24 protein-coding genes and 1 pseudogene are annotated in these 24420 nt (G+C 69.6%); 12 read left to right on the plus strand and 13 right to left on the minus strand.

What is annotated here, in order from left to right:
- Position 1: 1 nt before the first annotated feature.
- From pimB to A5781_RS26030, 4 genes are all read right to left on the minus strand, one after another.
- Positions 2-1153 carry a GDP-mannose-dependent alpha-(1-6)-phosphatidylinositol monomannoside mannosyltransferase gene (gene pimB / locus A5781_RS02895; RefSeq protein ID WP_067200876.1) on the minus strand — a complete coding sequence of 384 codons (1152 nt, stop codon included), beginning with the start codon at positions 1151-1153 and terminating at the stop codon, positions 2-4.
- Positions 1154-1199: 46 nt separating this feature from the next.
- Entirely contained in the window at positions 1200-2123 is a 924-nt protein-coding gene (locus A5781_RS02900) for a hypothetical protein (RefSeq protein ID WP_369817670.1), read from the minus strand.
- Positions 2086-3237, minus strand: coding sequence for a peptidoglycan hydrolase RipC (gene ripC, locus A5781_RS02905; protein ID WP_067200879.1), 1152 nt, complete (start codon positions 3235-3237; stop codon positions 2086-2088). The genes A5781_RS02900 and ripC overlap by 38 nt, the downstream gene beginning before the upstream one ends.
- Before the next feature lie 183 nt (positions 3238-3420).
- The gene (locus tag A5781_RS26030) at positions 3421-3675 is read right to left on the minus strand and encodes a hypothetical protein (RefSeq protein WP_082939197.1); all 255 of its coding nucleotides are present in this window, start codon (positions 3673-3675) and stop codon (positions 3421-3423) included.
- Positions 3676-3842: 167 nt separating this feature from the next.
- Here A5781_RS26030 and A5781_RS02910 point away from each other — a divergent pair.
- Positions 3843-5684, plus strand: a pseudogene (locus tag A5781_RS02910) (DEDD exonuclease domain-containing protein); the annotation flags it as partial.
- Here A5781_RS02910 and trpD read toward each other — a convergent pair.
- Entirely contained in the window at positions 5622-6716 is a 1095-nt protein-coding gene (gene trpD / locus A5781_RS26035) for an anthranilate phosphoribosyltransferase (protein WP_156624327.1), read from the minus strand. The pseudogene A5781_RS02910 and the gene trpD overlap by 63 nt on opposite strands.
- Positions 6717-6854: 138 nt before the next feature.
- Between trpD and A5781_RS02920 the strand changes: the two genes are divergently transcribed.
- The 4 genes from A5781_RS02920 to A5781_RS02935 are packed head-to-tail and all read left to right on the plus strand — an operon-like array spanning position 6855 to position 11263.
- On the plus strand, positions 6855-7466 hold the full coding sequence (locus tag A5781_RS02920; RefSeq protein WP_055401014.1) for a heme-copper oxidase subunit III: 612 nt from the start codon (positions 6855-6857) through the stop codon (positions 7464-7466).
- A 40-nt stretch (positions 7467-7506) separates the two neighbouring features.
- Positions 7507-8361 carry a c-type cytochrome gene (locus A5781_RS02925; RefSeq protein WP_067200882.1) on the plus strand — a complete coding sequence of 285 codons (855 nt, stop codon included), beginning with the start codon at positions 7507-7509 and terminating at the stop codon, positions 8359-8361.
- On the plus strand, positions 8358-9569 hold the full coding sequence (locus tag A5781_RS02930; RefSeq protein WP_067200884.1) for a ubiquinol-cytochrome c reductase iron-sulfur subunit: 1212 nt from the start codon (positions 8358-8360) through the stop codon (positions 9567-9569). Before A5781_RS02925 ends, A5781_RS02930 begins: the two co-directional genes overlap by 4 nt.
- Positions 9566-11263, plus strand: a complete 1698-nt coding sequence (locus A5781_RS02935) for a cytochrome bc complex cytochrome b subunit (protein ID WP_067200887.1) — start codon at positions 9566-9568, stop codon at positions 11261-11263. The genes A5781_RS02930 and A5781_RS02935 overlap by 4 nt, the downstream gene beginning before the upstream one ends.
- Here the strand turns inward: A5781_RS02935 and A5781_RS02940 are convergent.
- Positions 11260-11721, minus strand: a complete 462-nt coding sequence (locus tag A5781_RS02940; protein ID WP_067200890.1) for a DUF5994 family protein — start codon at positions 11719-11721, stop codon at positions 11260-11262. The genes A5781_RS02935 and A5781_RS02940 overlap by 4 nt on opposite strands.
- Positions 11722-12088: 367 nt before the next feature.
- Between A5781_RS02940 and A5781_RS02945 the strand changes: the two genes are divergently transcribed.
- Positions 12089-12322 carry a hypothetical protein gene (locus A5781_RS02945; protein WP_067200893.1) on the plus strand — a complete coding sequence of 78 codons (234 nt, stop codon included), beginning with the start codon at positions 12089-12091 and terminating at the stop codon, positions 12320-12322.
- A gap of 3 nt (positions 12323-12325) precedes the next feature.
- On the opposite strand, the gene A5781_RS02950 is transcribed toward A5781_RS02945, so the two are convergent.
- From A5781_RS02950 to A5781_RS02965, 4 genes are all read right to left on the minus strand, one after another.
- Entirely contained in the window at positions 12326-12973 is a 648-nt protein-coding gene (locus A5781_RS02950) for a DUF2561 family protein (RefSeq protein WP_067200895.1), read from the minus strand.
- The gene (locus A5781_RS02955) at positions 12973-13917 is read right to left on the minus strand and encodes an MmpS family transport accessory protein (RefSeq protein WP_067200897.1); all 945 of its coding nucleotides are present in this window, start codon (positions 13915-13917) and stop codon (positions 12973-12975) included. Before A5781_RS02955 ends, A5781_RS02950 begins: the two co-directional genes overlap by 1 nt.
- 181 nt (positions 13918-14098) lie before the next feature.
- Positions 14099-14518, minus strand: a complete 420-nt coding sequence (locus A5781_RS02960) for a cytochrome c oxidase subunit 4 (RefSeq protein WP_067200900.1) — start codon at positions 14516-14518, stop codon at positions 14099-14101.
- 13 nt (positions 14519-14531) lie between these two features.
- Positions 14532-15608, minus strand: coding sequence for a cytochrome c oxidase subunit II (locus A5781_RS02965; RefSeq protein WP_067200904.1), 1077 nt, complete (start codon positions 15606-15608; stop codon positions 14532-14534).
- Positions 15609-15764: 156 nt separating this feature from the next.
- Here A5781_RS02965 and asnB point away from each other — a divergent pair, with 156 nt between their 5' ends.
- Complete coding sequence (asnB, locus tag A5781_RS02970) at positions 15765-17708, plus strand: asparagine synthase (glutamine-hydrolyzing) (protein ID WP_067200906.1); 1944 nt, start codon at positions 15765-15767, stop codon at positions 17706-17708.
- A 79-nt stretch (positions 17709-17787) separates the two neighbouring features.
- Here the strand turns inward: asnB and A5781_RS02975 are convergent, their stop codons facing one another.
- On the minus strand, positions 17788-18762 hold the full coding sequence (locus A5781_RS02975; protein WP_067200908.1) for a carbohydrate kinase family protein: 975 nt from the start codon (positions 18760-18762) through the stop codon (positions 17788-17790).
- A 185-nt stretch (positions 18763-18947) separates the two neighbouring features.
- Between A5781_RS02975 and A5781_RS02980 the strand changes: the two genes are divergently transcribed.
- Positions 18948-19607 (plus strand): hypothetical protein, encoded by a 660-nt coding sequence (locus A5781_RS02980; protein WP_067200911.1) that lies wholly within the window; start codon positions 18948-18950, stop codon positions 19605-19607.
- Between the two features lie 16 nt (positions 19608-19623).
- Here the strand turns inward: A5781_RS02980 and A5781_RS02985 are convergent, their stop codons facing one another.
- Both A5781_RS02985 and A5781_RS02990 read right to left on the minus strand, forming a co-directional pair.
- Complete coding sequence (locus A5781_RS02985; RefSeq protein WP_067200914.1) at positions 19624-19980, minus strand: iron-sulfur cluster assembly accessory protein; 357 nt, start codon at positions 19978-19980, stop codon at positions 19624-19626.
- A gap of 100 nt (positions 19981-20080) precedes the next feature.
- Positions 20081-21157, minus strand: a complete 1077-nt coding sequence (locus A5781_RS02990; RefSeq protein WP_066951824.1) for a glycerate kinase — start codon at positions 21155-21157, stop codon at positions 20081-20083.
- Between the two features lie 191 nt (positions 21158-21348).
- Here A5781_RS02990 and A5781_RS02995 point away from each other — a divergent pair, with 191 nt between their 5' ends.
- Genes A5781_RS02995 through A5781_RS03010 form a run of 4 tightly spaced genes read left to right on the plus strand, consistent with a single transcriptional unit; the run spans position 21349 to position 24391 of the window.
- On the plus strand, positions 21349-22023 hold the full coding sequence (locus tag A5781_RS02995) for a DUF3043 domain-containing protein (protein ID WP_067200917.1): 675 nt from the start codon (positions 21349-21351) through the stop codon (positions 22021-22023).
- Positions 22024-22047: 24 nt separating this feature from the next.
- Positions 22048-22584 (plus strand): bifunctional adenosylcobinamide kinase/adenosylcobinamide-phosphate guanylyltransferase, encoded by a 537-nt coding sequence (locus A5781_RS03000; protein WP_067200920.1) that lies wholly within the window; start codon positions 22048-22050, stop codon positions 22582-22584.
- A complete protein-coding gene (gene cobT, locus A5781_RS03005) occupies positions 22581-23636 on the plus strand; it encodes a nicotinate-nucleotide--dimethylbenzimidazole phosphoribosyltransferase (RefSeq protein WP_156624346.1) in 1056 nt (351 codons plus the stop codon). The genes A5781_RS03000 and cobT overlap by 4 nt, the downstream gene beginning before the upstream one ends.
- Positions 23633-24391: an adenosylcobinamide-GDP ribazoletransferase gene (locus tag A5781_RS03010; RefSeq protein ID WP_067200926.1), complete on the plus strand. Its 759-nt coding sequence runs from the start codon at positions 23633-23635 to the stop codon at positions 24389-24391. Before cobT ends, A5781_RS03010 begins: the two co-directional genes overlap by 4 nt.
- Positions 24392-24420 lie beyond the last annotated feature (29 nt).

The following is a 24420-nucleotide window of genomic DNA, read 5'->3' on the forward strand; positions in this document are numbered from 1 at the left end:
GTCAGGCGCCGTCAGCGCGGAGGATTTCGGCCAGCCGCGCAGCGAGGGTGTCCCAGCGCCAGTGGGCCGTCACCCACTCCCGCCCGGCCGCGCCCATGGCGGCGGCCCGGTCGCGGTCGCGGAGCAACTCGGTGACGGCGTCGGCGACGGCGTTCAGCGAGCGCCCATCGACAACTAGTCCGGTCTTGTTGTGCTGCACGGCTTCTGGAGCCCCACCGGAGTCGCCGGCGATCACCGGCTTGCCGGTCGCCGAGGCCTCGAGGAAGACGATGCCCAAGCCCTCGACGTCCATGCCGGCGCCGCGGGTGCGGCACGGCATCGCGAAGACGTCGGCCAGCGCGTGGTGGGCGGGCAGCTCGGCGGCCGGTACGCCGCCGGTGAACGTCACATGCTCGCCCACCCCGCAGTCGCGGGCGAGCTTGCGCAGCGATTCCAGGTAGGGACCGCCGCCGACGATGACCAGGGCGGCGCCCTCGACGCGCTGCCGGATCGACGGCAGCGCCTTGATCAGCATGTCCTGACCCTTGCGCGGGACCAGCCGGGACACGCACACAACCGTGGGCCGCTCCCCCAGCCGATACCGGTCGCGCAGCGCGGCGCCGGCCGCCGGGTCGGGCCGGAACCGGTCGGTGTTGACGCCGGGCGGCAGGTATTCCAGCGAGGCGTTGGGCCCGAAGGCCGGCGCAAACCGGGCGCGGGTGTAGCGGCTGACGAACGTGACGACGTCGGTGGTGTCGCCGATGCGCCGCAGCACCGACCGCGCGACGGGGAGCATCGACCAGCCCACTTCGTGACCGTGCGTGCTGGCCACCACCCGGGTCGCCCCCGCCTGCCGGGCGCGCTGCGCCAGCAGCGCCAGCGGCGCGGCCGCGCCGAACCAGACGGTGTCGATGCCGTTGTCGCCGATCAGCCGGCGCATCCGGGCGTCCACCGCCGGGCCGGGCAGCATCAACGTCCCGGGATGACGGACCACCCGGTAACCCGCCGCTTCGGCCGCAGCGTCGAAGACGTCGGCGCCCTTCCATTGCGGCGCGTACACCGTGATCGAATGCAACCCGGCGTCGACCAGGTGCCCGACGAAGTCGCTCAGGTAGGACTGGATGCCGCCCGGCCGGGGCGGAAAGTCGTTGGTTACCAGCAGGACCCGACTCACTGCGTCAGGCTAGCCTGACGCGCGCACGGTCCGTGCGGGGCATCGGTCAGCCGGCGTGGGTCAGCCACTCGTGCCAGCGCGCGAGCAGGCCGGGCGAGTCGGTGGCCAGCACGTCGTGGACGGCGGAGGCCACGTCGGTGTGCCCGGCACTGCAGACGGCCAGATACAGGTCGTGCAGCTTGGCCGTCCCGAAGGTGTCCGCGACGAAACGCGCGAACCACCACGCACGGTCGTACGCCAGCGACCGCTGCGGCCCCGGCGCGTCCAGGTCGGCGTCCGAGGGCAGCGTCAGCGGGACCGGCAGCGCGTCGAGGGGCACCGGAGTCCGGGGCCGGCCGACGAAATCGGCCACGCCCTCGGTCAGCCACCGGGGCGCATCCGCGGCGGTGTCCGCACGGGCGGCGTAGTGAAAAAGCTCGTGGGTCAACACGATTCGCAGCGCACCCTCGGTCATGTTGGCCGCGCCGGGCGCGAAGACGATCCGCTGACCGATAACCACCCGGTGAGCGGGATCGACACGTTCGGCGACCGTCACCGCCGCGATGTCCGCCCACTGCGCCGCCGGACCGCCGCCGGCGGCGGCGCGGAACTCCTCGTCGGTGTGGGCGGCGACCACCGATATGTCGCGCGACCAGTCGGCGCCCCAGAACGCCTCGACCGCGTTGATCGCGGCACCGATGCCGGACGCCACCCGGGACAGCAGCCGGTCGCCGGCCGGACCGCCGAGGCCGAGCAGCCGAACGTTGCGGTCACCGACGACCAGTGACTTCGTCGCGGCGCTGACCTGGCTGCGTGCGGGCGTGATCAGTTGCGGGGGTCGTGTGCCGCCGCCGCGTCCCGCGTCCAGCGGTACGGCCGCGGCGACGATGAGCTCGACAAGGAAAACCCAGGCCAGCAGCAGCGTCAGCCGCCGGCGCCGCGGGCTGGGGCCTCTAGTAGCGGCGGGCGTCGTGGATCGGGCCTGCCGCATTCATCGGCACCACGCGCACCGGTTGGCCGTAGGTGGAGGAATGGATCACCATGCCGTCACCGACGTAGAGGCCGCTGTGTGACGCGTCGTTGTAGAAGGTGACCACGTCGCCGGGCTGCAGGTCCGACAGGGACACCGGCTGGCCGCCTTGGGCCTGCGCCTGGCTGGAGTGCGGGAGCGAGATGCCGGCCTGCTGGAACGCCCACATCACCAGGCCGGAGCAGTCGAACCCGCCGGGCGCGGCACCGCCCCAGACGTACGGCGAACCGACCTGCGTCAAGGCCGCCTGTACGACGGTCCCGCGGTCACCGCCGCCGACGCCGCCGCCGAACGGTCCGGGCATTCCGCCGGGAGGCGGAGCCTCACCGGGGGCCTGCCCTGGTGCCTGCGGCGCGCCGGGCGGTGCGGCCTCCGGCGCGGGGGCGCCGGGCGCCGGGAGACCCGCCGGGACGGGGCCGGGATCGGCGAGCGCGGTGCGCTGCTCGGGCGACAAGGAAACGTATTGCGACTTGACGACCGCGATCTGCACCTGCAGCTGACTTTGCTTGGACTGCAGGCTCGCTCGCACCGCGGCGGCCTGCTCGGCCGCGCTCTTCGCGTCGGCGGCGGACTTGGCGGCCGCCTGCTCGGCCTTGGTGGCCTGCTCGCCGGCGGCCCGGAAACTCGTCATCTGGTCGGCCATCTGCGTCGCCATCAGCCGCTGCATGGCCAGCTTGTCGATCAGCCCTTGCGGCGATCCCGCGGTCAGCATCGCCGTCATGCCGTCGACGCGGCCGCCCATGTAGGTCGCGGCGGCGAGCTTGTTCACGGCACCCTGGAACGACGCCAGGCGAGCCTTGGCCGCATCGACGGCGGCCTGAGCGTCGTCGTGCTTCTTGTCCGCCGCACGCTGGGCCACCAACTTGTTGTTCAGGTCGAGCTGCGCGCTGTGCATCGCCTCGGTGGTCTGCTCGGCCTGGCGGGACAACTCGTTGAGTTTGGCCAGCGCATCTTCGGCCGGGTCGGCCGAGACGTTCGCGGCGAGGGCACCCGCTAAGACTGTCAAGCCCGCTAGCGTCCCGATGACAAATCGTGTGATGACACGCGCAAACGGGTATCTAGCGTCAAGCCTCAAGATTTTGCTTCCTTAAACGGGCCATCGACGACCAGGCGCCGTCGAGCTGGTTTAGGTCTCAAACAGGTTACGAAACGATATCGACGTTTGTCCAAAGCGGGGGGTTAAGAAATTGGATAGATTTCTGTCATTATCATGTGGACGACGCTGACGCCCTCGTAAACCTTTGGCACACAAAGCATCTTAGGCTACGCCCGAATCGCGTTCGCGGCGGATAGGCACCAACCGTAATCGCGGTGCCAGGCCAACATCGGCAAGCACCGCCAATGCAGCGCATTCGTCCTCCAACAAAGTTCCCGGGACCCCGAGTAACACGCTGACTACGCAATCGCGGCATCCCGGTCCGCGCACCGCGCAGTCGTCGCAGTCGATCACCACCGGCGCCCCCGAGTCCGGCACCGTCGCGCCGTCGCTGTCGGGCCCATTGCTTCGTGCCATCGGGATCGGTCCTCTCGGTCAAGCTTGGCGAACGTCAGGTCGGATTCTCCGAACGGTAACCACACCCACCGACAACCCCCGGCGCCGCGTTTCGGCTGGCGGACGCGTTCGGCTCGCTCGGCGTGGGAACCGCGCGGGTGTCGGTGGACCCGCTTAACGTCGCGGCCATGGGTGCCGGTGGTGCGACTCAGCTCAGTTTCACCGACTTGGGGTCATCCTTCGCCACCGCCGACGTCACGTTGCGCGACACGACCTTCGTGGTGGTGGACCTGGAGACCACGGGCGGACGCACGAAAAGCACCGACGGAAACGCGCCCGACGCCATCACCGAGATCGGGGCGGTCAAGGTGCGCGGCGGCGCCGTGCTCGGCGAGTTCGCCACGCTCGTCGACCCGGAGCGCAGCATCCCGCCCCAGATCGTGCGGCTGACCGGCATCACCACCGCGATGGTGTCCGACGCTCCGACAATCGACGCGGTGTTGCCGATGTTCCTCGAATTCGCGGGTTTGGACCACGGGACAGTGCTGGTGGCCCACAACGCCGGGTTCGACGTCGGATTTCTGCGGGCCGCCGCGGCGTGGTGCGATATCCCCTGGCCCCGGCCGCAGGTGCTGTGCACCGTGCGGCTGGCCCGCCGGGTGCTCAGCCGCGAGGAAGCCCCCACGGTGCGGCTGGCCGCGCTGGCGCGGCTGTTTGCCGTCGCCACCCAGCCCACGCACCGCGCGCTGGACGACGCCCGCGCCACCGTCGACGTGCTGCACGCGCTCATCGAGCGGGTGGGCAACCAGGGGGTGCACACCTACGCCGACCTGCGCTCCTACCTGCCGGACGTGACGCCGGCCCAGCGGCGCAAGCGGGTCCTAGCCCAGGGCCTGCCGCACCGCCCGGGGGTCTACCTGTTTCGCGGGCCGTCGGGCGAGGTGCTCTACGTCGGCACCGCCGTCGACCTGCGCCGCCGGGTCGGGCAGTATTTCACCGGCGCCGACCCACGCGGCCGGATGAAGGAGATGGTCAATCTGGCCACCGCGGTCGACCACGTCGAGTGCGCGCACGCGCTGGAGGCCGGCGTCCGCGAGCTGCGGCTGCTGGCCGCGCACGCCCCGCCCTACAACCGCCGTTCCCGGTTCCCGCACCGGTGGTGGTGGGTGGCGCTCACCGACGAGGCGTACCCGCGGCTCGCGGTGGTCCGGGCACCGCGCCACGACCGCGCCGTCGGCCCGTTCCGGTCGCGCGCCGACGCCGCCGACACCGCCGCGCTGCTGGCCCGCTTCACCGGTCTTCGGACCTGCACGGCCCGGCTGGGCCGCTCGGTCCTGCACGGGCCGGCCTGCCCCGAGGCCGAGGTCTCACCGTGTCCCGCGGCGCGCGGCATCACGGCCACGCAATACGCGGCGGCCGTGGCGCGCATCGCCGCGTTGATCGACGGGATGGAGAACGCCGCCGTATCGGCAGCCGTCGATCAGGTCACGGCGCTGGCCGAGCGCCGCAATTTCGAAAGCGCCGCGCGCCTGCGCGACCGCACCGCCACGGCCGTCGAGATCCTGTGGCGCGGCCAGCGGTTGCGCGCCCTGGCCACGCTGCCCGAGCTGATCGCCGCCGCGCCCGACGGGCACGGTGGTTACCACCTCGCCGTCGTCCGGCACGGCCAGCTCGCCGCGGCCGGCACCGCCAGGCGCGGGGTGCCCCCGATGCCGATGGTCGACGCCATTGTGGCTGGGGCACAGGCGATTTTGCCCGTCGCGGCCCCGCTGGGCGGTGCGCTGGTGGAGGAATCCGCGCTCATCGCGCGCTGGCTGGCCGGTCCTGGGGTGCGCATCGTTCGGGTCGACGACTCCCCCGACGCCGCCGGCTGGGCTTCACCACTGCGCTCGGCCGGCGCGTGGGCGTCCTGGGCGGCCTCGGCGCGCTCGGCGCGGCTGGCCTACGAACAAGCGGCCCAACACGATTCAGACCTGCTGGCTGAACCGCACCCATCGCGCGAGCAGCTGTTCGGCCGCGCCGGAATCGATCGCCGCGACGGCGCGCTGCAGCCCGTCCTCCCACGCCGGCAACCATTCAGCGCGGCTGGATAGGCCGGCGTGGGCGACGATCGCCCCGGCGGCGTTGAGCACGACGGCGTCCCGGACCGGGCCTTTGTCACCGGCCAGCACCGCGCGCACCTCCGCCGCGTTGGCTTGCGCGTCGCCGCCCAACAGATCTCCGAGATCGGCTCGGGCAAAACCGAATCCGGCCGGGTCGAATGTCAGCTTGTCCACCGTCCCGGCCTGCACCCGCCAAATCGTGCTGGTGGTGGTCGTCGTCAACTCGTCAAGCCCGTCGTCGCCATGCACCACCAGCACGCTGGACCGGCGCGCGGCGAAGACCCCCGCCATCACCTCGGCGAGGTCGGCGAACGCGCAGCCGATCAGGCCGGCCCGCGGCCTAGCCGGATTGGTAAGGGGTCCAAGGAGATTGAACACCGTCGGTACGCCGATCTCGCGGCGCACCACCGACGCGTGCCGGTACGAGGGGTGGAACAGCGGCGCGAAGCAGAACCCGATGCCCACCTCGGTCAGGCTCTGCGCCACCCGCTCGGGTTCGAGGTCGATACGCACCCCGAGCGCCTCCAGCGTGTCGGCACCGCCGGACAACGACGACGCCGCGCGGTTGCCGTGTTTGACCACCGGCACGCCGGCGGCCGCGACCACGATCGCCGCCATGGTGGAGAGGTTGACGGTGTTGACGCCGTCACCACCGGTCCCGACGATGTCCACGCTGTCGTCGCGGATGGCGGGCATCGGGCGCGCGTGGCCCAGCATGACGTCGGCCAGCTCGCTGACCTCGGCCGAGGTCGGGACCTTCATCTGCATCGCCACCGCAAACGATGCGACCTGCGCCGGGCTCGCGTCGCCGGCCATGATCTGATCCATGGCCCAGGCGGCCTGGCCGCGCGCCAGATCCTGACCGCCCATCAACCGGGCCAGAACACCTGGCCACGAGGGTGCCGCCCCGGCCGGTCGCGCGGCGGACCCGCCGGTGGAAGCCTCAGATGACACAGCCACGCGCCGATGGTCCCACGCGGACCCGACCTGCCCCAACCGGCGCGGAAAGCCGTCGGCTCCCGACGGCGTCGCGACGCGAAAACATCAAATGCCGCCCCGGGTGGAGTTAATCAACTACAAAGCGTCATACTTGCGGATGTGACCAGCGCTGTAGGGACCTCAGGTACTGCAATCACGTCGCGCGTTCATTCGTTGAATCGACCCAACATGGTCAGTGTCGGCACCATCGTTTGGCTCTCCAGCGAGCTGATGTTCTTTGCTGGCCTGTTCGCGATGTACTTCACCGCGCGTGCACAGTCCGGCGGCAAGTGGCCGCCACCGCCGACCGAACTGAACCTCTATCAGGCCGTCCCGGTGACGCTCGTGCTGATCGCGTCGTCGTTCACCTGCCAGATGGGTGTGTTCGCGGCCGAACGCGGCGACGTCTTCGGGTTGCGCCGCTGGTACGTGATCACCTTCCTGATGGGCCTGTTCTTCGTTTGCGGGCAGGGCTACGAGTACTTCCACCTGGCCACGCACGGCACCACGATTCCCGGCAGCGCCTACGGCAGCGTGTTCTACCTGGCGACCGGCTTCCACGGCCTGCACGTCACCGGCGGTCTGATCGCCTTCATCTTCTTGCTGGCCCGCACCGCGATGAGCAAGTTCACTCCGGCGCAGGCCACCGCGAGCATCGTCGTCTCCTACTACTGGCATTTCGTCGACATCGTGTGGATCGCGCTGTTCACCGTGATCTATTTCATCCGATGAGCCGGCGGCTCCGAATACAGGAATGAACAGGAGTTCTCGGTTGAAGAAGCTGGGGTCCATGCGAAACCGGAAGCCGCGTCAAGGGCAGCGCGACCGCTCGAGGCGGCGGCTGCGCCGCCGCTTGTCGGGCGGGCTGTTGCTGCTGATCGCGCTGACCATCGCCGGCGGCCTGGCCGCCGTGCTGACGCCACGCCCGCAGGTGGCCGTCGCCGACGAGTCGTCCTCGGCGCTGCTGCGGACCGGCAAGCAGCTGTTCGACACGTCGTGCGTGTCCTGTCACGGCGCCAACCTGCAGGGTGTGCCCGACCGCGGGCCCAGCCTGATCGGCGTCGGTGAGGAGGCCGTCTACTTCCAGGTCTCCACCGGCCGGATGCCCGCGATGACCGGCGAGGCGCAGGCGCCGCGCAAGGAGCCGATCTTCGACGAGGCGCAGGTCGACGCGCTGGGCGCGTACGTGCAGGCCAACGGCGGCGGTCCGACGACGGTGCGCAACCCGGACGGCAGCCTGGCGATGAAGTCGCTGCGCGGTGACGACCTGGGCCGCGGCGGCGACCTGTTCCGGCTGAATTGCTCCTCCTGCCACAACTTCACCGGCAAGGGCGGGGCGCTGTCGTCGGGCAAGTACGCGCCGGCCCTCGAGGCGCCCAACGAGCAGCAGATCCTGGCGGCCATGCGGACCGGCCCGCAGAACATGCCGAAGTTCTCCGACCGTCAGCTGTCCTTCGAAGCCAAGAAGGACATCATCGGCTACATCAAGTCGGTCAGTGAAGAGCGCCAGCCCGGCGGCTACGGCCTCGGTGGATTCGGGCCCGCACCCGAGGGCATGGCCGCGTGGATCATCGGGATGGTCGCCGCCATCGCGTTGGCACTGTGGATTGGGGCACGAGCATCATGAGCGAAGAGGACGTTCGCGGCTCCGACACCGGCGGGACCGCCCAGGGTGTCGGCGAGAGGGAACCCGACGACGCGGCGCTGGCAGCGATGTCGCAGCAGGAGCTGGTGGCGCTCGGCGGCAAGCTGGACGGCGTCGAGACGATCGTCAAGGAACCCCGCTGGCCCGTCGAGGGCACCAAAGCCGAGAAACGCGCCGAGCGTGGAGTCGCCCTGTGGCTCTTGCTCGGCGGTGGTTTCGGGCTGGCGCTGCTGCTGGTCTTCCTGTTCTGGCCGTGGGAGTACAAGCCGAAGGATGCCCCCGGCAGTCTGCTGTACGACCTGGCCACCCCGCTGTACGGGCTGACCTTCGGGATGTCGATCCTGTCGATCGCCATCGGTACCATCCTGTACCAGAAAAGGTTTATCCCGGAAGAGATCTCGATCCAGGAGCGGCATGACGGGGCCTCCCGGGACATCGACCGCAAGACGGTGGTGGCGAACCTGACTGACGCCCTTGATGGCTCAACCGTCCGGCGGCGCAAGGTGATCGGGCTTTCCCTGGGACTGGGCCTGGGCGCGTTCGGCCTGTCGACGCTGGTGGCGTTTGCCGGCGGTCTGATCAAGAACCCGTGGAAACCGTTGGTGCCCAGCGCCAATGGGAAGAAAGCCGTGCTGTGGACGTCCGGCTGGACACCGCGCTATGCGGGCGAGACCATCTTCCTCGCGCGGGCAACCGGCTCTGCCGGTGCATCACCGTTCGTCAAGATGCGCCCCGAAGACATCGACGCCGGCGGCATGGAGACCGTCTTCCCGTGGCGCGAATCCGACGGCGACGGCACCACGCCGGAATCACAGGAAAAGCTCCGCGCCATCAACCAGGGCGTCCGCAACCCCGTGATGCTCATCCGGGTTCGACCGTCGGACATGCCCCGGGTGGTCAAGCGCCAGGGCCAGGAGAGCTTCAACTATGGCGAGCTGTTCGCCTACACCAAGGTCTGCTCGCACCTGGGTTGCCCCGCGTCGCTGTACGAGGAGCAGTCCTACCGAATCCTGTGCCCATGCCACCAGTCGCAGTTCGACGCCTTGCATTTCGCCAAGCCGATCTTCGGCCCGGCGGCCCGCGCGCTGGCGCAACTGCCCATCACGATCGACACCAACGGGTATCTAGTCGCCAACGGTGACTTCGCCGAGCCCGTCGGACCGGCATTCTGGGAGAGGACGACAACATGAGTCCGAAACTGAGTCCCCCGAAACCGCCCAAGATCGGCGACGTCTTGGCCCGTCAGGGTGAAGACATCGACACGCGCTATCACCCCTCGGCGGCGGTACGTCGGCAGCTCAACAAGGTCTTCCCGACGCACTGGTCGTTCTTGTTGGGCGAGATCGCGATGTACAGCTTCATCGTGCTGTTGCTCACCGGCGTGTACCTGACGCTGTTCTTCGACCCGTCCATGGCCGAGATCACCTACAACGGCGCCTATCAGCCGCTGCGTGGCGTCGACATGTCCAAGGCCTTCGCCTCGACTCTTGACATCTCGTTCGAGGTGCGCGGCGGCCTGTTCGTCCGGCAGGTACACCACTGGGCCGCACTGATTTTCGCGGCGTCGATCATGGTGCACCTGGCGCGAATCTTCTTCACCGGCGCGTTCCGGCGGCCGCGTGAGGCCAACTGGGTGATCGGCTCGCTGCTGTTTATTCTGGCGATGTTCGAGGGTTTCTTCGGCTACTCGCTTCCCGATGACCTGCTCTCGGGCATCGGGATCCGGGCGTCACTGTCATCGATCACGCTGGGGATGCCGGTGATCGGCACGTGGCTGCACTGGGCGCTGTTCGGCGGCGACTTCCCCTGCGGCGGTGTGGGTAACGAATGCGCCACCGCGGGCTACATCATCCCGCGCATGTACGCCCTGCACATTCTGCTGCTGCCGGGGATCATCCTGGCCCTGATCGGGTTACACCTGGCCATGGTGTGGTTCCAGAAGCACACCCAGTTCCCCGGGCCGGGTCGCACCGAGCAGAACGTCGTCGGCGTGCGCGTCATGCCCATCTTCGCGGTCAAGTCCGGCGCGTTCTTCGCCGCGATCGTCGGCGTGCTCGGCCTGATGGGCGGGCTGCTCCAGATCAACCCGATCTGGAACCTGGGCCCGTACAAGCCTTCTCACGTCTCGGCCGGCTCGCAGCCCGACTTCTACATGATGTGGACCGAAGGCCTGGCCCGTGTCTGGCCGCCGTGGGAGTTCTACTTCTGGCACCACACCATCCCGGCGCCGGTCTGGGTGGCGCTGCTGATGGGATTGATCTTCATCCTGCTGATCGTCTATCCGTTCCTGGAGAAGCGGTTCAGCGGCGACCGTGCCCACCACAACCTGCTGCAGCGGCCACGTGACGCCCCGGTGCGCACGGCCATCGGTGCCATGGCGATCGCGTTCTACATGGTGCTCACGCTGAGCGCGATGAACGACATCATCGCGTTGAAGTTCCAGATCTCGCTCAACGCGACGACGTGGATCGGCCGCATCGGCATGGTCGTCCTCCCGCCGGTGGTCTACTTCATCGCCTACCGGTGGTGCATCGCGCTGCAGCGCAGCGACCGGGAGGTGCTCGCACACGGCATCGAGACGGGCATCATCAAGCGGCTGCCGCACGGCGCTTACATCGAGCTGCATCAGCCGCTCGGACCGGTGGACGACCACGGCCACCCGCTCCCGCTCGAGTACCAGGGTGCGGCGCTGCCCAAGCGGATGAACAAGCTGGGCTCGGCCGGTTCACCGGGTAGCGGCAGCTTCTTGTTCGCCGATCCCGCGTCGGAGGATGCGGCGCTGCGCGAGGCTGCACACAGCTCCGAACAACGTGCGCTCACCGCCCTGCGCGAGCACCAGGAAACAACGGTCGGTTCGAACGGGAAGAACGGCGAGCACCACTAGCTTCGTGCTGGTTCGGTGCAGGCCGTGGCGCACTGCTGCTGGGCGGCCCGCAGGATGGAGCCGGCGGCCAGGAACGCCGGCTTCGTCTGGTCGCGCTCTTCGACGGGTAGGCCGGCCGCGCAGCGCAGCACCATGAGGGCGAGCGCGCTGTAGGTCGCGTAGGGGATGACGAGCAGGTTGACGCGTGCGTCGCCCCCGACGACGGTCATCACGTGCTGGCGCTTTCGTTCCCATCCCGACCAGTTCAAGTCGGGTGGTCGCTGCAGTGGTGGCCAGTTGACGTTGATGGCGTTGACGCCGCCCAGCAAGGGAGTCAGGAGGGCGACCAGCTCGGGCAATTCGTTGGTGATGCGGTCCGCGCGTGGCCACCACGCGCCGTCGATGGGGCGGCCGAGTTCACGACAAACCGACAGCCGGACGGGGTTGGCCCGGCGTCGGCGTTCGATCAATTCGGTCATCCAAGGACCTGGCCGGCACGGCCAGGAACTTCTGCGGCATCCACGGGCGGTTCCCTTCACGTCGGCGTCGTTCGCCCCGGCGAGCGCGGGACGGACGGAGGAATCGCATTGCCCGTAGGTGGCGCCGCACCGATCGCGGCGCACCACCGCTGACAACGAAACGGCTCGCAGCTGACGCTACGCCCCCAGTGACCCTCGGGAGCGGCCAGGGTGCCGGACGGCCGTCACGATGGCGCAGGAACCGATCTGGCCGGGCGCATCCGCGGCCGGGCGGACGGGCCGGTCCCGTCTGTGCACTAAAGTGGCGAGGGCCTGACCGTGACGCTTTCCGGGTGAGCGGTGGGCTTACACGATGAGGATGGGCGCAATGGCGATACAGGACTGGGGCGACGCCCCGGAGATCCATCCTTCGAAGATCCGGGTCGGTGACATCATCGGCACGCTGAGTCCGACGAAGCTGCGTTACACCGTCAAGATGATCAGCGGGCCGCAGACCACTCCCCGGCGCTGGACGTTCTTCGGCCGCGACGACAACGGCACGCAGCACACGAGCACGTTCGGTGAGGACGAACTGGTTCGCAGGTACGCCAAGGCGTCGTAGGGCCTACTGCGCGGCGACGGCGCGGCGCAGCTGACGAACGTGCAGCCACTCGATAACCGGCATCCCCGCGGTGACGACGCCGGCGACCACGTATGCGACCCAGGAGGGGCCGTCGTGGCCCACGGCCATCAGATAGGTTGCCGTGGCCACCGCGACCAGGGCCGCGCCGATCGCGGCGACCAATAGCACGGTGCCGCGCAACCACACCCGATCGACCGTCTCACCCGACCATTCGGAGTCGGCAGCCTGAACCGGCGCCTGCACCCGCGGTTGCCTCGCCCGTTCGGCCGCGGTGCGCGGCGCCTGGGACATTAGTCGCACCGGGGGCCGGTTGGGCGCGGTCATCCCCCGGGCGGCCGGCTCGGTCTGGGCCATCCGGCGGGCCCGCAACAGCATCGGGATCGCCCCGGCGATGATCAGCGCGGACACAATGATCACGGCATACAACACCCAGGAGGTGCTGTGCGTGCCGCTGGCCGCTTTGTGAAAGCCCCGCCCCAGGTCCGCCAGTGCGACGGCCGCGGCCACGCTCACGCCCAGCAATACCAGCCAGATGGCAGCGCACGCCCCGATCAGTATGCGGTCGATGACGTCGGGCGAGATGGTGTCGTCCCCCAACCCGCGCCGGTACGCCGAATACCTGCTGACCATCAGCAGCTCGTCTGCGGTGAGTCGTTGGTGTTCGACGAAAGGACCGTTCCGTCGCTTGTCGTGATCGAGCAGTTCAGCCGGCTGACGCGGAAGAGGCTGGACGCCTCGACGGAGCCCACGTCGGACTGCGAGATCGGCGTGACGGTCATCGACCACGGGATGTACACGTTGTGCTGGGTGCGCCGCCGACCGGACGCATCGACGTAGGTCACGGAGATGATGTCGCCGGGCGCCTTGGTGCCGGTCACCGAATAGGTCACCTGTCGCGGCCCGGCCGGGGTCGTCGGCGGCGGGGGTGGCGCCGCCGCCGTGGAGGTGGCCGGGGGCGGCGCCGGAGCGGGCGCCGGCGGTGGTGGCGGCGGTGCAGGTGTGACCGTCACGGTCTGTGTCTCCGTTGGTGGCGGGGGCGGCGGTTCGGTCGTGGGCGGCGGTGGAGGCGGTGGCGGCGGCGGTTTGGTGGTCGTTATCTCGTCTTGCATCGGCGGCGTCGACGGGACGGTGGTGGTGTTGGGGTTGGCCAGCTTGGTGGTGTAGGTGCGCGCGAACAGCAGCGACACCGACACCACGAGCGCGATGGCGGCCACGATGGCGGCGACCCCGACCACCCATGGCCAGCGCGGAGCGCCGTGTTCGTCCTCGGCGTCGGCCGACTCGTCGAAGGTGTCGTAGTCGTAGAGCCTGAGGTCGGCCGGCAGGTACGGGCCGCTCATGAAATGCTCGGACTCGGGCGCCGAATAGGCCCGCGAATAGGCGTCGGTCTGGCCCGTCTGGTCGGCCGCCGGCTCGGCGCCGTCGTCGAAGGGTTCGATCTCTTCGACGTGCCCGGGTTCGCCCTCGGGTTCGGGGACGTCCGCGGGCTCGATGTCGGAATCCGGTTGGTGGGGAGCCTCGTTCACCGAATCGGGTTCCTCAGGATCCCATTCCGGTGGTTTCGGCCCGCTCATCTTTGCCTGCCCTGTCCGACTGCCTCACCAGCGCGCGGGGCCCCGGGGCCATATCGTTGCGCGCGCGCTTGAGAAATTGTCATTTGCCTGGGCAAAACACTACCGAACCGAGAGGGGCAAAGAAGTCTTGGCGAACCGGCCACAGATCACGTGATCGGATTGTGACCTTAACGGCTGCGGATCAGTGTTTCTCGGGCCCGATGTAGTACTCGAAGACCAGTCCCCCGACCGACGCAAGGACGAACATCACCCCCGCGGCGATCAGCCACGGCAGCCACAGCGCGATACCCACCGCGCTCACCGACGCCGACAGCGCGACCAGGATCGGCCACCAGCTGTGCGGGCTGAAGAAGCCCAATTCACCTGCTCCGTCGCTGATCTCGGCGCCCTCGTAGTCTTCGGGCCGAGTATCGATGCGGCGCGCCACGAACCGGAAGAAGGTGGCCACGATCAACGCCAGTCCGCCCGTCAGTGCCAGCGCGGTCGTCCCGGCCCACTCCTCGCCGCCGGTGGCGAAAAGCGCCGTCAGCACGCCATAAAGCACCGCAACCACAATGAAGAACCCGGCGACGAATTCGAAAAGCCTGGCTTCGATATGCATTTGGTGTCCTAACCTACTGGCTTCCGGCCAACTGACCGCGCTTGGTGTCGAACGGGTGAGTGGTCACCGCGAGCGGCGTCTGGCCGATCGCCTGCAATGCCTGGGCGTTGCTCTTGCCGTCGATCCGCTGCTGCAGGTAAGCCTTGAAGTCGTTGGGCGGCACCACCCGAACCTCGAAGTTCATCATCGAGTGATACGTGCCACAGAACTCCGCGCAGTGCCCGACGAACGCCCCGGGCTTGCTGATGTCGTCGACCTGGAAGACGTTCACCGAGTTGTTCGCCTCGGCGTTGGGGATCACGTCGCGCTTGAACAGGAACTCGGGCACCCAGAACGTGTGGACGACGTCCGCGGACGCCAACCGGAACTGGATGCGCTTGCCGGTGGGCAGCACCAGCACCGGGATCTCGTCGCTGGTGCCCAGGATTTCGACCTTGTCGAAGTTCAGGTAGGTGCGGTCCGCGGTGTTGAGCCCGCGGACCGGCCCGACGAGCTCCTCGCCGTGAGCGTCCTTGCCCTCGGGCCTGGAGACCATGGCGTTCTTACGCGCCTGGTCGGCACCGTCGTAGGTGAGCGTGCCGTCCTTGAAGTCAACGCGCTGGTAGCCGAACTTCCAGTTCCACTGGAAGGCGGTGACGTCGACCACCACCTCGGGGTCCTTGTCGACGTGCAGCATCTTCTCCTGCACCACCACGGTGAAGTAGAACAACACCGAGATGATCAGGAACGGCGTCACGGTGAGCACCAGCTCGAGCGGCATGTTGTAGCCGAACTGACGCGGCAGCTCGGTGTCGGTGGCCTTCTTCCGGTGGAAGGCCGACGCCCAGAAGATCAGACCCCACACGATGACCCCGACCACCAGCGAGGCGATCGTCGCTCCGATCCACAGCTCGCGGTTGAGCTGGGCCTGCGGGGTGATGCCCTTGGGCCAGCCCAGACCCAGCACGTCCGACCAGCCGCATCCGCTCAGGGTGAGCGCCAACACGCCGAACGTCGCGGCCAGCGCCAGGGGCCGCAGACGACGGGAAAAACCCTGCCGAAACCTGCCCTGCGACATACGTTGCGAACGGACCTGCTCGCGAGGTGTCACGTTGGCGCCTCCTGCTCGGATATCGAATACTACGCAGCGTAGACCACGCCGCCGACCCGAGCGACGAAACCCCGGCGCGCTGGGCCGCCCGGCCATTTGCGGGCGTCCCGGGTGGGACCGCAACGGCGTGCCCAACGTGCGGCATACTGGGGCGCCGTGTGTGGTCTGCTGGCGTTCGTCGCTGCCCCGGACAGTGCCGACCCCGCCCGGGCCGACGATGCCATCGCGCGCGCGTCGCACTTGATGCGCCACCGCGGCCCCGACGAGCCCGGCACGTGGACCGACCCGGGTGCCGACGGATCGGTCGTGTTCGGTTTCAACCGGCTGTCGATCATCGACATCGCGCACTCGCACCAGCCGCTGCGGTGGGGACCGCCGGAGGCTCCCGACCGCTACGTGCTGGTGTTCAACGGGGAGATCTACAACTACCTCGAACTGCGCGACGAGCTGGCCACCGCGCACGGCGCGGTGTTCGCCACCGACGGTGACGGCGAGGCCATCGTCGCCGGCTACCACTACTGGGGCGCCGACGTGCTCACCCGGCTGCGCGGCATGTTCGCCTTCGCCCTGTGGGACACCGCCACCCTCGAATTGTTCTGCGCCCGAGACCCTTTCGGAATCAAGCCGCTCTTCATGGCGACCGGCGCCGGCGGCACGGCGGTGGCCAGCGAAAAGAAATGCCTGCTGGACCTGGCGGAGTTGGGCGGATTCGACACCGGTATCGATGACCGCGCCGTGCAGCACTACACCGTGCTGCAGTACGTGCCCGAGCCCGAGACGCTGCACCGCGGGGTGCGCCGGCTCGAATCGGGCTGCTACGCGCGGATACGGCCCGGGCGGCAGCCGGAGGTCACCCGCTATTTCGTGCCGCGCTTCGCCGCCACACCCATCACCCGCGACACTGAACAGGCCCGCTACGACGAGATCACCGCGGTGCTCGAGGACTCGGTGGCCAAGCACATGCGCGCCGACGTCACCGTCGGGGCGTTTCTGTCCGGCGGCATCGACTCCACCGCCATCGCGGCGCTGGCGATCCGGCACAACCCCAACCTGATCACCTTCACCACCGGCTTCGAGCGGGAGGGGTTCTCCGAGATCGACGTCGCGGTCGCCTCGGCCGAGGCGATCGGCGCCCGCCACATCGCCAAGGTGGTCCACCCGGACGAGTTCGTCGCCGCCCTGCCCGAAATCGTGTGGTACCTGGACGAACCGGTGGCCGACCCCGCCCTGGTGCCGCTGTTCTTCGTCGCCCGGGAGGCCCGCAAGCACGTGAAGGTGGTGCTGTCCGGGGAGGGCGCCGACGAGCTCTTCGGCGGCTACACGATCTACCGGGAGCCGTTGTCGCTCAAGCCCTTCGATTACCTGCCGCGGCCGTTGCGGCGGTCGATGGGCAAGGTGTCCAAGCCGCTGCCGGAGGGCATGCGGGGCAAGAGCCTGCTGCACCGCGGCTCGCTGACGCTCGAGGAGCGCTACTACGGCAACGCCCGCAGCTTCTCCGACGCGCAACTGCGCGACGTGCTGCCGGGCTTCCGCGAGGAATGGACCCACACCGACATCACCGCCTCGGTGTACGCCCAGTCGGCCGGCTGGGACCCGGTGGCCCGCATGCAGCACATCGACCTGTTCACCTGGCTGCGCGGGGACATCCTGGTCAAGGCGGACAAGATGACGATGGCCAACTCGCTGGAGCTGCGGGTGCCGTTCCTGGATCCCGAGGTGTTCGCCGTCGCCTCGCGGCTGCCCGTCGAGGCCAAGATCACCCGCACCACCACCAAGTACGCGCTGCGGCGGGCCCTCGAGCCGATCGTGCCGGCGCACGTGCTGCACCGGCCCAAGCTCGGGTTTCCCGTGCCCATCCGGCACTGGTTGCGCGCGGGCGAATTGCTGGACTGGGCCTACGGATTGGTGGCCACCTCGCAGGCCGGTCACCTCGTCGACCTGGCCGCCGTCCGGCGGATGCTCGACGAGCACCGCAACGGCGCCGGCGATCACAGCCGCCGGCTGTGGACGCTGCTGATCTTCATGCTCTGGCACGCGATCTTCGTCGAGCACACCGTGGTGCCGCAGATCAGCGAGCCGCACTACCCCGTCCAGCTATAGGCCGGGTCGCGAGCTTCGAGTGTGAACCCTGGGCGGAGATTTTCGGTGTGTCGCCGCCCTCAGCTCACGCTCGACGCCGTCAGGCCAGCACCGTGGCGATCTCGTTGGCCGCGTCGTCGCCGTAGGCACCCGCCAACCGGCTCACCGCCGTCTCGCGGTCCCACTCCCAGTTCTGGGTCCCGGTCGATTCCAGCACCAGCACGGCTACCAGCGAGCCCAGCTGCGCGGAGCGCTCCAGGTTCAGGCCCGCGCTGCGCCCGGTGAGGAAACCGGCCCGGAACGCGTCGCCGACGCCGGTGGGGTCGGTCTGGCTGGTCTCGGGCACGACGCCCACGTGGGTCGTCGTGCCGTCAGGCTCGACGATGTCCACGCCCTTGGGGCCCAGCGTGGTCACCCGCAGGCCGACCTTGCCCTGCACGTCGGACTCCGACCAGCCGGTCTTATTGAGCAGCAGCTCCCACTCGTAGTCGTTGGTGAACAAATAGGCGGCGCCGTCGACGAGCTTGTCGATCTCTTCGCCGGACAGGCGGGGCAGCTGTTGGGACGGGTCTGCGGCGAAGGGCAGGCCCAGCTTGCGGCACTCCTCGGTGTGCACCACCATCGCGTCCGGGTCGTTGGCCCCGACGATCACCAGCTCCGGCTCGCCGATGGACGACACCACGTCGGCGAGCTTGATGTTGCGGGCCTCCGACATGGCGCCGGGGTAGAACGACGCGATCTGGGCCATGTCGACGTCGGTGGTGCAGGTGAATCGCGCCGTGTGCGCCGTCTTCGAGATCAGCACGTTGTCGCAGTTGACACCGTGCGACTGCAGCCACTGCCGGTAGTCGTCGAAGTCGTCGCCGGCCGCGCCCACCAGCGCCACGTCGCCGCCGAGCACGCCGATCGCGAAGGCAATGTTGCCCGCCACGCCGCCACGGTGGATCACCAGGTCGTCGACCAGAAAACTGAGCGATACCTTCTGCAAGTGCTCAGCCAGCAGGTGCTCGGAAAACTTGCCCGGGAACCGCATCAGATTGTCGGTCGCAATCGAACCTGTCACCGCGATCGTCACGAATGTCTCCGCCCTTCGTTAGTAAGGTTATCTAGCTTACGCACGCCTCCGGACCGTCGCTGTGTCCACGGTCGGCACGAAGCGGTGCGCTAGCCTCCCTAGGGAACTCGCTCAAGTCGCCGGGACACGATGCTCGGTCGGGGTATCCCGCGCGTACTCCCGTCTACCACCGTAGGAGAACCAGGATGGCAGGTCCGCACTCGCCGAACCACACCGTCGGCGGCAGCGGACCCAGCGGACCTGAGCCCCCGGCCGGATCTCAGCCGCTCGAATTTCCCGACGACCCGCGCGCCGGCGACCCGGCTCCGGCCAATTATGCCGGGCAGCCGCCCCCGCCGATGCCCTACCCGCCGCCGCCCCGATCCAAGCGGCGGCTGGTCGTCGGCATCCTGTTGGCCTTCGCGCTGGTAGCCGCGCTGACCGTGGCGATCGTCTACGGCGTCCGCACCAACGGGGCCAACACCGGGGCCACGTTCTCGGAGGGCGCCGCCAAGACGGCCATCCAGGGGTACCTGGACGCGCTAGACCACCGCGACACCGAGGAGATCGTGCGCAACGCGCTGTGCGGGATGTACGACGGCGTGCGCGACAAACGCTCCGACCAGGCGTTGGCCAAGCTGAGCAGCGACGCGTTCCGCAAGCAGTTCTCCGAGGTCGAGGTCACCTCGATCGACAAGATCGTCTACCTGTCGCAGTACCAGGCCCAGGCGCTGTTCACCATGAAGGTGTCGCCCGCGACCGGCGGACCGCTGCGCGGTCAATTGCAGGGCATCGCCCAGTTGCTGTTCCAGCGGGGCCAGATCATGGTTTGCTCGTACGTGCTGCGCACCGGGGGCTCGTACTGAGCCCGGGGCTACCCGGTCAGTTGAACGAGTCGCCGCAGGCGCACGAGCCGCTGGCGTTGGGGTTGTCGATCGTGAAGCCCTGCTTCTCAATGGTGTCGACGAAATCGATGGACGCGCCTTCCACGTAGGGCGCGCTCATCCGGTCCACCGTCAGCTTCACACCGCCGAAGTCCGCGGTCAGATCGCCGTCCAGCGTCCGGTCGTCGAAGAACAGGTTGTAGCGCAGGCCCGCGCACCCGCCCGGCTGGACCGCGATACGCAGCGCCAGGTCGTCCCGGCCCTCCTGGTCGAGCAGGGACTTTGCCTTGGTGGCGGCGGCCTCGGTCAAGATCACGCCGTGCGTCTTGGCGGTCGACTCGTTTTGCACCGTCATTGCTTCTCCTACATGCCTCATCGTTGGGTGGGTCCATTCAGGTTCGAGCCCGCTGGCCTCGAGTTAAGCGGCCAGATCCGCCCGGAAAAAGCCCACTGGATCAACGGTACCTTGCGGGACCGCTATTCCCGAGCCGCGCCGCCACCACGGATGCCAGACCCATCAGCTGATTGGCCGCGTCGGCCTGCGCCAGCCGCGCCGATCCGGCGTGCTCGGCGATGGACAGGGCGGACATGATGCCCGCCGAGCGGACGGTGGCGTTGTCCAGGTCGACCTGGCCGGCCAGCACGATCACCGGCACTCCCCGCGGCCGGGCGGCGTCCGCGAGATAGCCCACCACCTTGCCGTGCAGCGACTGCTCGTCGAAGCGGCCTTCACCGGTGACGATTAGCTCCGCCATGTCCAGGTCATCGGCCAGGCGGGTGTGATGGGCGATGATCGCCGCGCCCGACTCGCACCGGCCGCCGAGCGCCAGCAGCCCGGCGCCGATACCGCCGGCGGCGGCCGCCCCCGGTTCGGCGCTGACGTCGCGTCCGGCCACGGCTTCCAGGATCAAGGCCCACGCCTGGAGGCGGACTTCCAGGGCCGCGACGGTGACCGTGTCCGCGCCCTTCTGCGGCCCGAACACCCTGGCCGCTCCCCACGGCCCGAGCAGGGGATATTCGGTGTCGGAGGCGGCGATGAGCTCCACATTGCCCAGCTGGCGGCGGGCGGAGTCCAGGCCGCCGAGCTCGGCGATCATCCCCTGCCCGCCGTCGGTGCACGCGCTGCCGCCGAGGCCGACCACGATCCGCGTCGCCCCGGCCCGCATAGCCTCGGCGATCAGCTGCCCCACTCCCCTGCTGTGGGCCGCCATCGCGGTCTCCGGGGTGGGCGGACCGCCCAGCAGGGCCAGGCCGCACGCCTGCGCGCACTCCAGGTAAGCGGTGGTCGTGGTGGGGTCGAACACCCATTTGGCCTCGACCATGGTGGACAGCGGCCCGGACACCCGCAGACGCCGCGTCTTGCCCAGCCGGCTGGCCAGCACCTCGACGAAGCCGGGGCCGCCGTCGGACTGCGGGGCGACGATGAACCGGTCGCCGGGGCGGCACCTGGTCCAGCCTGTCGCGATGGCCGCGGCCGCCTCCACGGCCGTCATGCTGTCGCCATAGCAATCCGGAGCCACCAGGACGAGCATGGCGGGCAGTTGCAGACGGCCGGGAGCGAGGCCCAAGGCAGCATCGTCCGAGGCCATCGACCCGTCGTCCATCACAGGCAGCCGTCCATCACTGGTAAGAGTAGGGCCAAGTGAGGGGCTGACGCAGGTCTAATAGCAAGGCATTCCAAGCCAATTCCGGGACGAGCCATTCGCGAAGTAACCTGGCCTCTGTGAAGTTGATGGGCCGTAAGAAAGGCCAGGACGAAGAGCTTGACGAGGGCGCGGCCGCAGCGGATGCCGCCGGCGCCCCCGAGACAACCGCTAGCGGGTCGCGTGGGACGAGCCCCAAGGGCCGGCCGACGCCCAAGCGCAGTCAGGCGCGGCGCAAGGGGCCGGTGGCGCCCGCGCCGATGAGCGCGTCGGAGGCGCGCGCCCGGCGCAAAACGCTGGCCGGCCCCAAGCTCAGTCGCGAGGAGCGCAAGGCCGACCGGACCGCCAGCCGCGCGCGGATGACGGATCGCCGACAGCGCATGATGGCCGGCGAAGAGGCTTACCTGCTGCCGCGTGACCAGGGCCCGATACGGCGCTACGCGCGCGACGTGGTGGACTCCCGGCGCAACCTGCTCGGCCTGTTCATGCCGGCGACGCTGTTTCTGATGTTCGTCATGTTCACCACCCCGCAGCTGCAGCTCTGGGTTTCCCCGGCGATGCTGGTGCTGATGGCCGTGATGGGTATCGACGGGGTCCTGCTGGGCCGCAAAGTGAGCAAGCTGGTGGACGCCAAGTTCCCCGACAACACCGAAAGCCGCTGGAAGCTGGGCCTCTACGCCGCCGGCCGGGCCTCGCAGATGCGACGGATGCGCACACCGCGGCCCCAGGTCGAGCGCGGCAGCGATGTCGGTTAGACGCGGGAAAGCCGCCTGAGCACGGTGCGCACTCTGGTGCTCGGCGGGATCCGGTCGGGCAAATCCCGGTGGGCGGAAGACGCGATCGCCGAGGCGCTGCCGGCCGGCCAGCCGGTCTGTTACCTGGCCCCCGGCCCCACCGGTTCGGGCGACGCGGACTGGGCGCACCGGGTCACCGAGCACCGCAACCGTCGGCCGGCGCATTGGTCGACGGTCGAATCCGACGACGTCGCAACGCAATTGCGGAACTCGCCGGACACTCCGACGCTCGTCGACGATCTGGGCAGCTGGCTGACCGGCACGCTGGATCGCCACGACGGATGGGACGGCGGATCGGTGGCGGCTCCGGTCGATGAGATGCTCGCCGCGGTCAGCGACTTCGGTTCCACGCTGGTGCTGGTCAGCCCGGAGGTGGGGTTGGCCGTCGTCCCTGCCACCGTGTCCGGGCGCCGGTTCGCCGACGAACTGGGCAGCCTCAACCAGCGGGTCGCCGAGCTGTGCGACCGGGTGGTGCTGGTGGTGGCCGGGCAAGCGGTGCCGATCAAGCCGCCGGGGACCTGATGGAATTCGCCCCGGTATCGCCGCCCGATGCGGGCGTCGCCGCGGCCGCCCGCGCCCGCCAGGACACCCTGACCAAGCCGAGGGGCGCGCTGGGCCGCCTCGAGGACCTTTCCGTGTGGGTCGCGTCGTGCCAAGGGCTCTGCCCGCCAAAGCAATTCGAGCGCGCCCGGGTGGTGGTGTTCGCCGGCGACCACGGCGTCGCCCGCTCCGGGGTGTCGGCCTACCCGCCGGAGGTGACCGCTCAGATGGTCACCAACTTCGATGCCGGCGGGGCGGCGATCAATGTGCTGGCCGATCTCGCCGGCGCGACGGTGCGGGTCGCCGACCTGGCGGTGGCGGGCGACGCCCTGACCGACCGGATCGGCGCCCACAAGGTGCGGCGCGGCAGCGGCAACATCGCCGTCGAGGACGCGCTGACTGACGACGAGACCGCCGCCGCGATCGCCGCGGGTCGCGCCATCGCCGACGAGGAGGTCGACGCCGGCGCCGACCTGCTGATCGCCGGGGACATGGGGATCGGGAACACCACCCCGGCCGCGGTGTTGGTGGCGGCGCTGACGAACGCCGAACCGGTTTCGGTGGTGGGCTTCGGCACCGGGATCGACGACGCCGGCTGGGCGCGCAAGACGGCCGCGGTGCGCGACGCCCTGTTCCGGGCGCGCCGCGTGCTGCCCGACCCGGTGGCGTTGCTGCGCTGCGGCGGCGGCGCGGATTTGGCCGCGATGGCGGGCTTCTGCGCGCAGGCCGCGGTGCGACGCACTCCGCTGCTGCTGGACGGGATGGCGGTGACGGCCGCCGCGCTGGTCGCCGAGCGGCTGGCTCCCGGCGCCCGGCTGTGGTGGCAGGCCGGTCATCGGTCCACCGAACCCGGTCATGCCCTGGCGCTTACCGAGCTGGGCCTGGAGCCGATTCTGGATCTGCGGATGCGGCTGGGTGAGGGAAGCGGCGCGGCGCTGGCGCTGCCGCTGCTGCGCGCCGCGGTGGCCACGCTGTCGTCGATGGCCACGTTCACGCAGGCCGGTGTGTCCAACCAGGCTTCCCCCCCGCAGTGATGCGTTCGCTGGCAACGGCTTTCGCGTTCGGTACGGTGCTTCCCGTCCCGCGTTCACGGCACGCGCCGATGGGCCGCGGCGCCATGACGGCGCTGCCGGTGGTGGGCGCCGTCCTGGGTGCGCTGGCCGCGGCGGTGACGTGGGGCGGTGCTCACGCGTTTGGCGCGTCCAGCCCGCTGTCCGGCCTGCTCGCGGTGGTGGCGCTGCTGCTGGCCACCCGCGGCCTGCACCTCGATGGTGTCGCCGACACGGCCGACGGGCTGGGCTGTTACGGGCCGCCGGAGCGCGCGCTGGCGGTGATGCGCGACGGGTCGACCGGCCCGTTCGGCGCGGCGGCCGTCGTCTTGGTGATCGCGCTGCAGGGGCTGGCCTTCGCGGCGCTGGGGGCCGCGGGCAGGCCGGGGATCATCGGCATCGCCGTGGCGGTCTTCGCGGGCCGCGTCGCCGCGGTGCTGGCGAGTCGGCGGTCGGTGCCGGCGGCCGCGGGCAGCGCGCTGGGCGTGCGGGTCGCCGGCAGCCAGCCGGTGGTCGTGGCGGCGGTCTGGGTCGCGGTGCTGCTGGTCGTTGCCCTGGCGGCGGGACCTCGGCCGTGGCAGGGTCCGGTCGCGGTGCTCGCGGCGCTGTGCTGCGCTGCGGTGTTGATCCGGCACTGCGTGCGCCGATTCGGCGGCATCACCGGCGACGTGCTGGGTGCCGCCATCGAGCTGACCACGACGGTGAGCGCCGTCGCGCTCGCCGCGCTGGTGCGGTTCTAGGGCCGAGCGCCCGGGCGCCCGGGCGCTCG

Source organism: Mycobacterium sp. 852002-30065_SCH5024008 (assembly GCF_001665645.1).
Lineage (GTDB): Bacteria > Actinomycetota > Actinomycetes > Mycobacteriales > Mycobacteriaceae > Mycobacterium > Mycobacterium paraffinicum.

Coding starts and splice junctions, on each gene's coding strand:
- A5781_RS02900 (WP_369817670.1), bottom strand. CDS start 2,123: ATGCGGCAGGCCCGATCCACGACGCCCGCCGCTACTAGAGGCCCCAGC.
- A5781_RS26030 (WP_082939197.1), bottom strand. CDS start 3,675: ATGGCACGAAGCAATGGGCCCGACAGCGACGGCGCGACGGTGCCGGAC.
- A5781_RS02930 (WP_067200884.1), top strand. CDS start 8,358: ATGAGCGAAGAGGACGTTCGCGGCTCCGACACCGGCGGGACCGCCCAG.
- A5781_RS02935 (WP_067200887.1), top strand. CDS start 9,566: ATGAGTCCGAAACTGAGTCCCCCGAAACCGCCCAAGATCGGCGACGTC.
- A5781_RS02940 (WP_067200890.1), bottom strand. CDS start 11,721: ATGACCGAATTGATCGAACGCCGACGCCGGGCCAACCCCGTCCGGCTG.
- A5781_RS02945 (WP_067200893.1), top strand. CDS start 12,089: ATGGCGATACAGGACTGGGGCGACGCCCCGGAGATCCATCCTTCGAAG.
- A5781_RS02950 (WP_067200895.1), bottom strand. CDS start 12,973: ATGGTCAGCAGGTATTCGGCGTACCGGCGCGGGTTGGGGGACGACACC.
- A5781_RS02955 (WP_067200897.1), bottom strand. CDS start 13,917: ATGAGCGGGCCGAAACCACCGGAATGGGATCCTGAGGAACCCGATTCG.
- A5781_RS02960 (WP_067200900.1), bottom strand. CDS start 14,518: ATGCATATCGAAGCCAGGCTTTTCGAATTCGTCGCCGGGTTCTTCATT.
- A5781_RS02980 (WP_067200911.1), top strand. CDS start 18,948: ATGGCAGGTCCGCACTCGCCGAACCACACCGTCGGCGGCAGCGGACCC.
- A5781_RS02985 (WP_067200914.1), bottom strand. CDS start 19,980: ATGACGGTGCAAAACGAGTCGACCGCCAAGACGCACGGCGTGATCTTG.
- A5781_RS02990 (WP_066951824.1), bottom strand. CDS start 21,157: ATGCTCGTCCTGGTGGCTCCGGATTGCTATGGCGACAGCATGACGGCC.